The sequence below is a fragment of the Rhodococcus koreensis genome (genome assembly GCF_017068375.1).
GTDB classification, from domain to species: Bacteria; Actinomycetota; Actinomycetes; order Mycobacteriales; family Mycobacteriaceae; genus Rhodococcus_F; species Rhodococcus_F koreensis.
Map to the genome: position 1 here is coordinate 7,879,619 of NZ_CP070609.1, position 12,557 is coordinate 7,892,175.

The following is a 12,557-nucleotide window of genomic DNA, read 5'->3' on the forward strand; positions in this document are numbered from 1 at the left end:
CGCGTCCGGTGAGTCCGTGCCGATCGGCACCGTCACGCGATGACCCGGACGCCGAACGTCCCCAAGTACTACCGCGTCCGCACCGAACTCGAGTCCATCCTCGCCGAACTCGAGGTGGGGGACGCGGTGCCCGCGGAGCGGGAACTGGCCCTGCGGTTCACGGTGTCCCGCGAGACGGTGCGGCAGGCCATCCACGAGTTGCTGGTCGAGGGACGCGTCGAGCGTCGAGGCCGCGGCACCGTCGTCGCCAGCCCCAAGCTCGTGCAGCCGCTGTCGCTGCGGTCCTACACCGAGGGTGCCGTCAGCCAGGGGCGGGTGCCCGGGCGTGAACTGGTCACGTTCGAGGAACTCGGCGCCGACGCCGACCTCGCCGAGGCGCTCGGTCTCGCGATCGGCGCGCCGGTGATCCACCTCGAACGGGTCCTGCTCGCGGACAACGAGAAGATCGGGCTCGAGAGCACCCATCTGCCCGCAGGCCGCTTCGGGGAGATGGCGCGCGCATTCGACCCGGGCACCTCGCTGTACGCGGCGATCCGCGAGACGGGAGTGGTGTTCGCGTCCGCCACCGAGCGGATCGAGACCGTGCTGGCCTCGCCGCGGGAGGCCGCGCTGCTCGACTCGACCACCGCCATGCCGATGCTGCTGCTCCACCGGCTCTCGCTCGACACTGCGGGTGTTCCGATCGAACGGGTGCGTTCTCTCTACCGCGGCGACCGGATCGCATTCCTCACGACCCTGCGGGACTGAGAACCCGCGCGGCGGGTCCCGAGGCGCCCCGGCCAGGTGCGGGTCTAACCTGGTACCCATGTCTGTCCGCACAGCACTGAGCCCCGGAACCGTGTCTCCCGTCCTCGCCGTACCGGCGGGGATCGAGCGTCCCGAGTACGCGTGGAAGCCCACGGCCAAGGAAGGCAACGAGCCGTGGGTCCAGACCCCGGAGACCATCGAGGCCATGCGGGTGGCGAGCAAGATCGCCGCGCAGGCCCTGCAGGAGGCCGGTAAGGCGGTGGCGCCGGGCGTCACCACCGACGAACTCGACCGCATTGCGCACGAGTACATGATCGATCACGGCGCCTATCCGTCGACGCTCGGCTACAAGGGATTCCCCAAGTCGTGCTGCACCTCGCTGAACGAGGTGATCTGCCACGGCATCCCCGACTCGACGGTGATCCAGGACGGTGACATCGTCAACATCGACGTCACCGCCTACATCGGCGGCGTGCACGGAGACACCAACGCCACGTTCCTCGCGGGCGACGTCGCCGAGGAGAACCGGTTGCTGGTGGAGCGGACCCACGAGGCGACGATGCGCGCCATCAAGGCCGTCAAGCCGGGCCGGGCGCTCAACGTGGTCGGCCGTGTCATCGAGTCGTACGCGCACCGCTTCGGATACGGCGTGGTCCGCGACTTCACCGGACACGGCATCGGCACCACGTTCCACAACGGCCTCGTCATCCTCCACTACGACGAGCCTTCCGTGGACACGGTCATCGAACCCGGCATGGTGTTCACGATCGAACCGATGATCAACCTCGGTGACATCGGCTGGGACATGTGGGACGACGACTGGACCGTGGTCACCAAGGATCGCAAGTGGACGGCCCAGTTCGAGCACACCATCGTGGTCACCGAGACCGGCAACGAGATCCTCACCCTGCCTTGATCGAGAGCCGGTGGAGGGGCGCCCTGCTCGTTGCCGGCACCACGTCCGACGCGGGCAAGAGTGTGCTCGTGGCCGGACTGTGCCGGATGCTGGCGCGGCGGGGTGTCCGGGTGGCGCCGTTCAAGGCGCAGAACATGTCGAACAACTCCGTCGTCACGCTGGACGGCGGCGAGATCGGCCGGGCGCAGGCCCTGCAGGCCGCGGCCTGCGGACTCGAGCCGAGCGTCCGCTTCAACCCGGTTCTGCTGAAACCGGGCAGTGACCGCACGTCACAACTGGTGGTACGGGGGCGTGCCGTCACGTCCGTCGGGGCCCGCGACTACATCGAGCATCGGCAGCACCTGCGCGCGGTCGTGGCCGAGGAACTGGAATCGCTGCGCGCCGAATACGACGTCGTGCTGTGTGAGGGCGCGGGGTCTCCCGCCGAGATCAACCTGCGGGCCACGGACCTCGCGAACATGGGGCTCGCCCGCGCGGCGGACCTCCCGGTGCTCGTCGTCGGCGACATCGACCGCGGTGGGGTGCTGGCTCACCTGTTCGGCACGGTGGCGGTCCTCGCGCCGGAGGACCAGGCGTTGATCGCGGGTTTCGTGATCAACAAGTTCCGCGGCGACGTGTCGTTGCTGGCGCCGGGTCTGGAGCAGTTGACGGCGATGACGGGTCGCCCGACGCTCGGGGTGATTCCCTTCGCCGAGGACCTGTGGCTCGACGCGGAGGATTCGCTGGGTGTGGTGGGGGACGCCCCGGTCGGACGTCCGGCACCACCGGTCGGCGACGACTGGCTACGCGTGGCCGCGATCCGCCTGCCCCGCATCTCCAATTCGACGGACGTCGAGGCGCTCGCGTGCGAACCGGGCGTGTCGGTGCGCTGGGTCGGCGATCCGTCGCGGCTCGAGGACGCCGACCTGATCGTGCTGCCCGGCAGCAAGTCGACCGTGTCGGATCTGGAGTGGTTGCGCCGCACCGGCATCGCGGACGCGATCGCCGTGCATGCGAAACGCGGCGGCCCGGTTCTCGGCGTGTGCGGCGGCTACCAGATGCTCGGGTCCGTCATCGTCGACGACGTCGAATCCGGCCGGGGTGCGGTACCCGGGCTGGGACTGCTCGACCTCGAGGTGGAGTTCGCCCCGGACAAGGTGCTCGCGCAGGTCCGCGGCGACGCCCACGGAGTTCCGGTGTCCGGGTACGAGATCCATCATGGGCGGGTGAGCCGCAACGGCGATCCGCCGCTGCTCCACGCGAGCAGCGGCGCCGCGGAGGGCAGTATCCGCGGCGCCGTGTACGGCACGCACTGGCACGGTCTGCTCGAGACCGACCGGTTCCGCCGGCTTCTGCTGGACGACGTGGCCGAGCACGCGGGGAGAACCGGTTTCGTCACCGCCCCGGACACGGACGTCGCTTCGATCCGGACCGCTCAACTCGATCTGCTGGCGGACCTCGTGGAGCAGAATCTCGATCTGCACGCCCTCGAGGCGCTGCTCGGGGCGGGCGCCCCGACCGGGCTGCCTGCTATAGCGTCGACCCTGCTGCGCTAGGCCGTCGCGCGGCGGACGACCGTCCACGCGGCGAGGATGCCCGCCGCGGCGGCCAGCGCGGGCAGCCACACCATCGGCGCCGATCGGGGCGCATCGGCGAACCAGTGGCCGATGTCCGGCCACCACTTCTGCCACGTGATCACGAATGCGGCGCCGCCTGCGGCGAGGAGAGTGCCGACGCCGAGCGTGAACAGGCCCACCACCCGCCACCGGTGATGCAGTGCGCCCAGGAACAGTCCCGACGCCGCGGTCAGCGACAGGCCGTAGAGCAGTATCCCGAACACGAGAACCTGGACGGCGGCGACCAGCAGGGTGGCCGCGAAGTAGTCGCGCCGGGTGACGCTCGTCCCCAGTGCGAACGGGAACGTCTGCGTCATGGCCTGCAGGTAGAACGCGAGGGCGAACCCGAACAGGGAGAAGACGCCGCCGCTGAAATTGATGTCGCTGCCGGTGTCGCCGACCATCGCGAAGATGGCCGCACCGATCGTGAACGATCGACGAGCACAGGCCCTCGTCCACCGCCCGGTCCCGTTCGGCGTCCGACAGCGTGGTCTGCACCGTCGCCCGTTCGTGACTGCCGAGCGATTCCCGGTGCAGCACGGTCTTGTTCGAGGTGAAGGCGGCCACCAGTGGCGCCAGACCGGAGACGACGACGGCGCCCTCGCGGAGTGCGCCGGCGTCCTCGTCGAGGACGATCCGCCCCTTGTCGATCAGGATCACGTGTTCGATCAGGTCGCTGACCTCGTCGATGAGATGCGTGGACAGCACCACCGTGCGCGGGTGTTGGGCGTAGTCGGCGAGCAACCTGTCGTAGAAGAGGTGCCGTGCGCTCGCGAGGACGTGCCGGACTTTGAAGTCGTCCGGGTACTTCTGGCTCTCCTTGACGTAGCAGACGTCGGTGAGCACCCGAGCATTCTCGTGCGGCGCCTGTGCGAAGACCTCGACCGCGCCCGAGGTCGGGAACTCCTGGCCGGTGAGGATCTGCATGAGCGTGGTCTTGCCTGCGCCGTTGCGGCCGAGGAGGCCGTAGATCTTGTTCTCCTGCAACGAGAAATCGATATCGTCGAGTGCGGTGACGTTGCCGGATCGCTTGCCGAGGCCCCGCGCCGAGGCGATGGTCTTCGTGTCGGATACCGTGCCGATCATCGTGCTCCCTCCCGTTGGTCGAGCATGGTCTCGAGTTCGGCGATGCTGACGCCGAGTTTGTCCGCCTCGGTGACGAGCGGATCGATGAACTGTTGCGCGAACCGCTCGCGTCGCCTGAAGCGCAGCGCGTTCCGGGCGCCGGAGGTGACGAACATCCCGATTCCCCGCTTTTTGTAGAGGATCCCGTCGGCGGCGAGCTGATTCAGGCCCTGGCTGCGGTCGCCGGTTGATCCGGTGGAATGCGGCGAGTTCGTTGATGGACGGCACCTGGCCTTCCTCGGGAAGGGTTCCGTCGATGATCGAGTTCTCGATGAATTCCGCGATCTGCCGGAACAGCGGTCTGCCGAGTCGATCATCGACGCCCGCCTCGTCGGTTGATCGGTTCATTACTCAGGTAAGGAACCAGAGAACTAGGGCGGTTCGAGCGCAAGAGGTCCCCGATCGCGTAGTTTTTAGCCCATGGAACTGACGCACGTGGCGGTGGGAAATGGAAATTGCACGGTCCGGATCGACGGACCGGAGAGCAAACACACCGTTCTGCTGCTACCGGGGGCCGGCGACGGGCCGGATGTCTACGACGGCGTCTGCGAGCGCCTGCACAATTCGGACCTGCGCACGATCGTGCCCGAGGACATCACCGGTCTCGACGAAGCGGCGGTCATGGGCCTGCTCGACGAGCTGAAGGTCGGGTGGGTCAACCTCGTCGGCAGCCGGGAAGGGGCCGAACTGGCCTGGTCGCTGGCGGCGCGCCAGTTCGGGCGCTTCGCGAGCCTCGTCGTCGCCGACCGGGGGCATCCGGCGGCGCCCGACGCCGCGGGTGCGGTGCGCGGATCCGACTGTCCGGCGGTCGAACTCCCCACGACCGTGATGGTCGGGGACCCCGACCGGCGCGCCGAGGCGGATGCCAGCGGACGCTTCGTCTACTCCGACTTCCGCGTCGTCCAACTCGACGGCGTCAGCAACGTCCCCGCGGCCGCGGCCGCGGAGCTGGCCACCGAGATCGTGCTCCGCACCAGCCCCTGGTAGACCTGCGGCCCCACGCCGAGCCCGGCCGGGCTCAGCGTGGGGCGTACATGATGACGGCCATGCCCAGCAGGCAGATGAGGGCGCCCGAGACATCCCAGCGGTCCGGGCGGAAACCGTCGGCCACCATGCCCCAGATCAGCGAGCCCGCGACGAACACCCCGCCGTAGGCGGCGAGGATGCGGCCGAAGTTGGCGTCCGGCTGCATCGTCGCGACGAACCCGTACGCTCCCAGCGCCGCGACACCGGCGCCGATCCAGATCCAGCCCCGGTGTTCGCGGACGCCCTGCCACACCAGCCACGCGCCGCCGATCTCGAACAGCGCCGCGACGGCGAACAGCGCGACGGATTTGGCGACCGTCACTCGAACGGCAGGTCGAGGCCGAGGAGAGCGTTCTCGACCACCTCGGGCATCGCCGGGTGGATCCAGTACTGTCCCCGCGCCATCTGCTGCGCCGTCAACCCGAAGCTCATCGCCTGGATCAGCGGCTGGATCACCGTCGGCGCCTGGGCGCCGATCACGTGTGCCCCCAGCAGACGCCCGGTGCCCCGTTCCGCGACGACCTTGCAGAGACCCTCGTCGTCCTCCATCGCCCACCCGTACGCGACGTCGCCGTACGCCTGTACCTTCACCGTGACGTCCCAGCCGGCCTCCCGGGCCTCGGCCTCGGTCAGCCCGACGTGCGCGATCTGCGGGTCGGTGAACACGGCGGCGGGAACGAACCGGTGGTCCGAGGCGCGCAGCCCCGACGTGTCCTTCCACGCGTCCTGCAGCAGATTGTGCTGAACGACCCGGGCCTCGTGGTTGGCGACGTGCTTGAGCTGGTACGGCGAGGAGACGTCGCCGAGCGCGTAAACACCTTCGGCACTGGTCCGTTGGAAGTCGTCGACCACGACGCGTCCCTCGTCGTCGAGATCGATGCCACCGGCGGCGGCCCCGACGGCGTCGCCGTTCGACTGCCGTCCGGTGGCCACCAGGAGAACGTCGCCCGAGACGACGGTGCCGTCCGCGAGTTCGACGGCGACGCCGTCACCGTCCCGGCGCACGGCCGTCACGGCGTGCCCGCGGTGCACGTCCCACTTCTGCTCGGCGAGATCCGTGAATCGGCGGGAGACATCCTCGTCGAGGTGGCGCAGCAAGCGTGTGCTGCGCGCGATCAGCGACACCCGGGTGCCCAGCGCGGAGAACACGTGCGCGAACTCGGCGGCGATGAATCCCGCGCCGATGATCACCATCCGCTGGGGCAGTTCCGGCAGCCGCATGATGTCGTTGTTCGTGTAGAACGGCACGCCCGACTCCCGGACGACGTCGGGAATGATCGGCCGCGATCCCGCGGCGACGACCACCTGGTCGGCCGTGATCACCTCCCCGGTCCCGGTGTCGAGGGTCCGCGGGCCTGTGAACGTCGCGTGCCCGCGGAACAGCGTCGTGTTCGGGCTGTCCTCGGCGCGGTAGCGTTCCCCGCCGGCCGAGATCGGGTCGATGCGGCCGAAGACCCGTTTGACGATGTCGGGCCAGCGCACACCCTCGAGTTGGGCGTCGACGCCGTACTTGGCGGAACCCGTGACCGTGCGGGCCACCTCCGCGGCGTACACGAACATCTTCGTCGGGATGCAGCCCACGTTCAGGCACGTCCCGCCGTACGTGCCCTCCTCCAGGATCGCGATCTTCCTGTCCGCGAACCGTTCGTCGGGCAGCGAGTTGCCGGACCCCGAACCGATGATCGCCAGATCGAAATGTGTCACCGGTTCGCCTCCGCCGCGTTGTGGCCGTGCAGCCACTCGAGCCACAGGTCCACCTCGGCGAACGCCTCGGCGCGGGGCTGGTCGGCGGACAGGAACACGTCGTGCCGGGCGCCCGCGATCGGCACGATCGTGGTGCGGTCGCCGAGACACCCCGCCCAGCGTGCGATCTGCCGGACGTCGAGGACGGCGTCCGCGGTGTCGACCCGGGGGTCGTACCGCGGCGCGAAGTACGACGCCTTGGAACGCAAGACCAGGGCGGGAACCCCGATGTCGAGTCCCCGGTGCAACTGCGCGTGCCCGCGGCGCACCGCGCGCAGCCACCCGAATGTCACGGGGAAACCGCTCAGCGGCTTCCAGTCGAGGTTGTAGTTCCAGATGCCGTTGCCCTCGACATGCAGGCTCACGCCGTACGTGTCGAGCCCGGTCTTCGGGATGATCGACTTGCGCTTGACCCGCCCGACCGCGTCGACAGCCACCGTCCCGACGTTCCGCAGGTACGACGGACCCTGCAGGTCGAACCACGGGCTGTTGAGGATGACTCCGCTGATGCCGAGGGCTGCGGTGCCGCCCGTCCTGCGCTGCAGGCGGTGCAGCCACAGCGGCAGCACCAGGCCGCCCGTCGAATGCGCGACCAGCAGGACCTCGCCGTCGGCGGTCTGTTCCCGGACCTGGCGCAACGCCTCGTCCAGTTCGGCGTCGTACAGGCTCAGGTCGGAGACGAAGTGCGGCGTCTGCCCCGGTTCGAGCGAGCGCCCGCACTTGCGCAGATCGAGTGCGAAGAACGCGTAACCCTGTTCGGCGAAGTGCTCGGCCAGGTGTTTCTGGAAGAAGTAATCGGTGAATCCGTGGACGTAGAGCACGGCGCGGCCGGTCTTCTTCGTCTCCTGCGGGGGCTGGTAGCGGATCAGCGTCGCCTTCACCTCGCCCTCGCCGTCGGGGTCGGTGCCGAGAGGGATGGTCAGCTGTTGATAACCGTCGCCGAGAACGTCGGGAACCCAAGTAGTCACAGATCACAATCTAATGTGCGTTTCGGGGGTGCGGGGAGGCGCACAATTGGGGCAGGTGATTTTCGCTCATACGCGCGGGTAACCTATCCGGCGAACACGGCAGGCGTATGCGCGTACGGCTATGGACAAGGAAGTCGATACTCCAGTGTCAGATCAGAATGCGGTAGAGACGAAAACGGATGTAGTGCTGGTTGGCGCGGGCATCATGAGCGCGACGCTGGGAGCGATCCTGCGTCAGGTGCAGCCCGATTGGTCGATCACCACATTCGAGCGGCTCGACGCAGTAGCCGCCGAGAGCAGCGACCCGTGGAACAACGCGGGCACCGGCCACTCCGCACTGTGTGAGCTCAATTACACCCCGCAGAACGCCGACGGCACCGTGGACATCACGAAGGCCGTCAACGTGAACGAACAGTTCCAGGTGTCGCGGCAGTTCTGGGCGCACGGCGTCGAGAGCGGTGTGCTGACGCAGCCCAAGGAGTTCATCAACCCCATCCCGCACGTGAGCTTCGTGCACGGCGAGGCCAACGCGAAGTACCTGCGGGCCCGCTACGACGCCCTCGCCGGTCACCCCCTGTTCGCGGGCATGGAGTACATCGACGCCCCCGACGAGTTCACCCGCCGGCTGCCGTTGATGGCGAAGGGCCGCGACTTCAGCGATCCGATCGCCCTCAACTGGACCCAGGACGGCACCGACGTCGACTTCGGCGCCCTCACCAAGCAGCTCCTCGGCTACGTCGGCGCGTCCGGCGGCGTCGTCCACTTCGGGCACGAGGTCACCGACCTCACCAAGCAGTCCGACGGCAGCTGGGTGGTCAAGGTCACCAACCGCCGCAACGGTGCCAAGAAGGTCGTGCGCGCCAAGTTCGTGTTCGTCGGCGCCGGCGGCGGTGCACTGCACCTGCTGCAGAAGTCCGGGATCGCGGAGGCCAAGGGATTCGGCGGGTTCCCCGTCAGCGGCGCGTTCCTGCGCTGCACGAACCCGGAGCTCATCGACCAGCACCGCGCCAAGGTCTACGGCAAGGCCGCTGTCGGCGCGCCCCCCATGTCGGTGCCGCACCTCGACACCCGCGTGATCGGCAGCAAGCCCGGACTGCTGTTCGGTCCGTACGCCGGCTGGTCGCCCAAGTTCCTCAAGCAGGGCCGGGTCACCGACCTGCCCAGCTCGGTCAAGCCGAACAACCTGCTGTCGATGCTCGGCGTCGGCGTCAGCGAACTGGGTCTCGTCAAGTACCTGATCAGTGAGCTCGCGATGTCCGAGGCCGGCCGCATCGACACCCTCCGGGAGTTCGTCCCGAAGGCGCTCGGCAAGGACTGGGAGCTGATCACCGCGGGCCAGCGCGTCCAGGTCATCCGCCGCGCCAAGGGCAAGGGCGGCGTCCTCGAATTCGGCACCGCCGTCGTCAACGCCGGCGACGGCAGCATCGCAGGCCTCCTCGGCGCGTCGCCGGGTGCGTCCACCGCGGTGCCCGCCATGCTCGACGTGCTGCAGCGCTGCTTCCCGACGCAGTACGAGTCGTGGAAGCCGAAGCTCCAGGAAATGGTGCCCTCGCTCGGCGTCAAGCTCTCCGACGACACCGGCCTGTTCTCGCAGGTGTGGGACTGGACGTCGAAGGTGCTCCAGCTCGACACCAGCAAGGTCGAGGACGCGTCGGTCGCGGTCTGACGGACCGCTCGGCCCGGGTCCACGGGCGCGCGCACTCACGGGTGCTGTGCGATAGTTGCCTGTCATGACGGCAACTGCAGCACTCAAGCGTTCGTGGGCACTCGATCTCGACAACAAGACGCTCTACGAGTTGCTCCAGCTCCGCGTAGAGGTCTTCGTCGTCGAGCAGGCGTGCCCGTACCCGGAACTCGACGGCCGGGACCTGCTGGCCGAGACGCGCCACTTCTGGTTGGAGCAGGACGGTCAGGTGGTCTGCACGCTCCGCCTCCTCGAGGAGCACGCCGACGGCAACAAGTCGTTCCGCATCGGCCGGCTGTGCACGGCGCGGCCGGCGCGCGGTCAGGGGCACACGACGCGTCTGCTGCGCGCCGCGCTCGCCGAGGTCGGTGACGCGCCGTGCCGGATCAACGCGCAGACGTACCTGGTGGACATGTACGCCAAGCACGGTTTCCGGCCGGACGGCGAAGAGTTCGTCGAGGACGGCATCCCGCACGTCCCCATGCGGCGCGGCGGCGGTGCCGCCCATGATGCCGGCGGCGGTGCCGCCCATGATGCCGGCGGCGGTGCCGCGGCGTCGGAGGTGGCGGAGGCGGCCCCGTCGAGCGCCGGGCAGTGAGCGCCGACTAGGGTCGTCAGGTGAATGTCCGCGGGGAAGTCCTGTTCGAATCAGGCGCGGTCCCGCCACTGTGACGGATCTCTGACCGGCTGCCACCACCCTGGTTGCCGATCCGGTCTCCCAGCCAGATTGCCGCGGCGTTCGTACCGGCCAAAGCTCTCGGCGAGGAAACCGGGACGTGAAGGGATGCAGCGTGCGTACGGATCGTGAAGTGGATCAGGTTCGACCCGACTTTTCGTGGGGATTTCCGTTCAGTGCGGTGGTCGGTCAGGACCGGTTGCGGCTGGCCCTCGTCCTCTGCGCGGTCCATCCCGGTATCGGCGGCGTCCTCGTCCGCGGTGAGAAGGGTACGGCCAAGTCGACGGTCGTTCGCGCTCTCACCGCCCTGCTGCCTGCGGTACAGGACGAGAACGGCACCCGCCCGGCGCGGCTGATCGAACTGCCGGTCGGAGCCACGGAAGACCGCGTCGTCGGTTCCCTCGATCTCGAGAAGGTGCTGCGCGACGGTGAGCGCGCGTTCCAACCCGGACTGCTGTCGGCTGCTCATCAGGGTGTGCTCTACGTCGACGAGGTCAACCTCCTGCACGACCATCTGGTCGACGTGCTCCTCGACGCCGCGGCGATGGGCCGCGTCCACGTCGAACGGGACGGCATCTCGCATTCGCACGCCGCCCGGTTCGTCATGGTCGGCACGATGAATCCGGAGGAGGGCGAGCTCCGGCCGCAGCTTCTCGACCGGTTCGGGCTGGCCGTCGACGTCGCGGCGTCGCGGGAGGTGGACGTGCGCATGGAGGTGGTCCGGCGGCGGCTGGACTTCGAGCGTGATCCCGCAGGGTTCGTCGAGCGCTACGCCGCGCAGGACGCCGCCCTCGCCGCCGCCATCCTCGAGGCCCGCGACCGGCTCGACTCCGTCGTGCTCGACGACGTCGAGTTGCGCCGAATCGCTTCTCTCTGTGCGTCGTTCGACGTGGACGGCATGCGCGCCGATCTCGTCCTCGCCCGCACCGCGACCGCGCACGCCGCATGGCGGGGCGCCGGGGCCGTCGAGGCGGAGGACGTGCGGGTGGCCGCTGAACTGACCCTGCCGCACCGTCGCCGCCGGGATCCGTTCGACGAACCCGGTCTCGACGAACAGCAACTCGACGACGCGCTCCGGCAGGCCGACGAGGACGCGCGGTCCGGTGCCGGGGAACCGCCGGAGCAGGAACCCGGATCTTCGCCCGGCGCACCGCCCGCGGCGGACGGCACGGATACCGACCCGGAGGGACCCGACGATCCCGACGGGCCCGGAGGCGGCGCACCGGCGCCGCCGGAGCGCCCGGCCGGACCGACCGGCACCCAGTTCACCACCAAACTTCTCGAGGTACCCGGGGTCGGGGAGGGCGCGCCGGGGCGGCGTTCCCGTTCCCGTTCGTCGCGCGGTCGCGCGGTGCGCTCCACCGCCGAGTCGGGGCACGGACTCCACCTGGTCGGCACGCTCTTCGCCGCAGCCGGGCAGCAGGTTGCCCGCGGCCGGACCGCCGGACGGATGATCCTCGATTCCGTCGATCTGCGCGGAGCGATCCGCGAAGGCCGCGAGGGCAATCTCGTGGTGTTCGTCGTCGACGCATCCGGGTCGATGGCGGCCCGTGACCGGTTGTCGGCCGTGACCGGCGCCGTCGTCTCGCTGCTCCGCGACGCCTACCAGCGCCGCGACAAGGTGGCGGTGATCACGGTCCGCGGTCGGGCCGCGGAACTCGTCCTGCCGCCCACCTCGTCGGTCGACATCGCCGTCCGTCGTCTGCAGGGAATGAAGACGGGTGGCAAATCGCCACTGGCAGAAGGATTTCTGCGTGCGCGCGAGGTCGTGCTGCGGGAACGGCTCCGCGACCCGCAGCGCCGCGCTCTCGTCGTCGCGCTGACCGACGGACGGGCGACCGGCGGCAAGGACGCACTGCACCGGGCGAAGGTGGCCGCGGGCCTGCTCGCGGACAGCGCGGTCGCGTCGGTGGTCGTCGACTGCGAGACCGGGATGGTCCGGCTCGGGCTTGCCGCGGAGCTGTCCCGCCGGCTGCGGGGTGGTTACGTCCGGCTCGGCGAATTGTCCGCGCAGCAGGTTGCGGGCGTCGTCCGCGCCGCGGCGTGACCCGGACGCGGATTCGGTAGGGAGAGAGAA

Annotated in this window: 11 protein-coding genes and 2 pseudogenes; 7 read left to right on the top strand and 6 right to left on the bottom strand. The window is 69.2% G+C overall.

Annotation, left to right across the window (positions count from 1 at the left end; translation table 11 throughout):
- The first annotated feature begins 39 nt into the window (after window positions 1–39).
- Genes JWS14_RS35735 through JWS14_RS35745 form a run of 3 tightly spaced genes read left to right on the top strand, consistent with a single transcriptional unit; the run spans window position 40 to window position 3,198 of the window.
- A complete protein-coding gene (locus JWS14_RS35735) occupies window positions 40–747 on the top strand; it encodes a GntR family transcriptional regulator (protein ID WP_072937840.1) in 708 nt (235 codons plus the stop codon).
- 58 nt (window positions 748–805) lie between these two features.
- Entirely contained in the window at window positions 806–1,663 is an 858-nt protein-coding gene (map, locus tag JWS14_RS35740) for a type I methionyl aminopeptidase (RefSeq protein WP_072937841.1), read from the top strand.
- Entirely contained in the window at window positions 1,660–3,198 is a 1,539-nt protein-coding gene (locus tag JWS14_RS35745) for a cobyric acid synthase (protein WP_072937842.1), read from the top strand. Before map ends, JWS14_RS35745 begins: the two co-directional genes overlap by 4 nt.
- On the opposite strand, the gene JWS14_RS35750 is transcribed toward JWS14_RS35745, so the two are convergent.
- The 3 genes and pseudogenes from JWS14_RS35750 to JWS14_RS50315 all read right to left on the bottom strand — a co-directional run bounded on the left by JWS14_RS35750 (window position 3,195) and on the right by JWS14_RS50315 (window position 4,731).
- Window positions 3,195–3,662, bottom strand: a complete 468-nt coding sequence (locus JWS14_RS35750) for a hypothetical protein (protein ID WP_241031553.1) — start codon at window positions 3,660–3,662, stop codon at window positions 3,195–3,197. The two genes, JWS14_RS35745 and JWS14_RS35750, sit on opposite strands and share 4 nt — an antisense overlap.
- A gap of 40 nt (window positions 3,663–3,702) precedes the next feature.
- Window positions 3,703–4,344, bottom strand: a pseudogene (locus JWS14_RS35755) (ATP-binding cassette domain-containing protein); the annotation flags it as partial.
- A pseudogene (locus JWS14_RS50315) lies at window positions 4,341–4,731 on the bottom strand (GntR family transcriptional regulator). The pseudogenes JWS14_RS35755 and JWS14_RS50315, both read right to left, overlap by 4 nt.
- Before the next feature lie 72 nt (window positions 4,732–4,803).
- Between JWS14_RS50315 and JWS14_RS35760 the strand changes: the two are divergent.
- Window positions 4,804–5,370, top strand: a complete 567-nt coding sequence (locus tag JWS14_RS35760; protein ID WP_095860754.1) for an alpha/beta fold hydrolase — start codon at window positions 4,804–4,806, stop codon at window positions 5,368–5,370.
- A 31-nt stretch (window positions 5,371–5,401) separates the two neighbouring features.
- On the opposite strand, the gene JWS14_RS35765 is transcribed toward JWS14_RS35760, so the two are convergent.
- Genes JWS14_RS35765 through JWS14_RS35775 form a run of 3 tightly spaced genes read right to left on the bottom strand, consistent with a single transcriptional unit; the run spans window position 5,402 to window position 8,120 of the window.
- Window positions 5,402–5,731 (bottom strand): YnfA family protein, encoded by a 330-nt coding sequence (locus JWS14_RS35765; protein ID WP_015890329.1) that lies wholly within the window; start codon window positions 5,729–5,731, stop codon window positions 5,402–5,404.
- Entirely contained in the window at window positions 5,728–7,113 is a 1,386-nt protein-coding gene (mtr, locus tag JWS14_RS35770; RefSeq protein WP_206015296.1) for a mycothione reductase, read from the bottom strand. The genes JWS14_RS35765 and mtr overlap by 4 nt, the downstream gene beginning before the upstream one ends.
- On the bottom strand, window positions 7,110–8,120 hold the full coding sequence (locus JWS14_RS35775; RefSeq protein WP_206015297.1) for an alpha/beta hydrolase: 1,011 nt from the start codon (window positions 8,118–8,120) through the stop codon (window positions 7,110–7,112). Before JWS14_RS35775 ends, mtr begins: the two co-directional genes overlap by 4 nt.
- A gap of 121 nt (window positions 8,121–8,241) precedes the next feature.
- Between JWS14_RS35775 and mqo the strand changes: the two genes are divergently transcribed.
- The 3 genes from mqo to JWS14_RS35790 all read left to right on the top strand — a co-directional run bounded on the left by mqo (window position 8,242) and on the right by JWS14_RS35790 (window position 12,527).
- Window positions 8,242–9,786, top strand: a complete 1,545-nt coding sequence (gene mqo, locus JWS14_RS35780) for a malate dehydrogenase (quinone) (RefSeq protein WP_072937847.1) — start codon at window positions 8,242–8,244, stop codon at window positions 9,784–9,786.
- 64 nt (window positions 9,787–9,850) lie between these two features.
- Window positions 9,851–10,402, top strand: a complete 552-nt coding sequence (locus tag JWS14_RS35785; protein ID WP_206015298.1) for a GNAT family N-acetyltransferase — start codon at window positions 9,851–9,853, stop codon at window positions 10,400–10,402.
- 211 nt (window positions 10,403–10,613) lie between these two features.
- Window positions 10,614–12,527: a magnesium chelatase subunit D family protein gene (locus tag JWS14_RS35790; protein ID WP_095860751.1), complete on the top strand. Its 1,914-nt coding sequence runs from the start codon at window positions 10,614–10,616 to the stop codon at window positions 12,525–12,527.
- Window positions 12,528–12,557: the final 30 nt, after the last annotated feature.

Bases quoted from the DNA above. Each gene is read 5' to 3' on its own strand.
- JWS14_RS35735 (WP_072937840.1), top strand. From the start codon at position 40: ATGACCCGGACGCCGAACGTCCCCAAGTACTACCGCGTCCGCACCGAA.
- map (WP_072937841.1), top strand. From the start codon at position 806: ATGTCTGTCCGCACAGCACTGAGCCCCGGAACCGTGTCTCCCGTCCTC.
- JWS14_RS35750 (WP_241031553.1), bottom strand. From the start codon at position 3,662: ATGGTCGGCGACACCGGCAGCGACATCAATTTCAGCGGCGGCGTCTTC.
- JWS14_RS35760 (WP_095860754.1), top strand. From the start codon at position 4,804: ATGGAACTGACGCACGTGGCGGTGGGAAATGGAAATTGCACGGTCCGG.
- mqo (WP_072937847.1), top strand. From the start codon at position 8,242: ATGGACAAGGAAGTCGATACTCCAGTGTCAGATCAGAATGCGGTAGAG.
- JWS14_RS35785 (WP_206015298.1), top strand. From the start codon at position 9,851: ATGACGGCAACTGCAGCACTCAAGCGTTCGTGGGCACTCGATCTCGAC.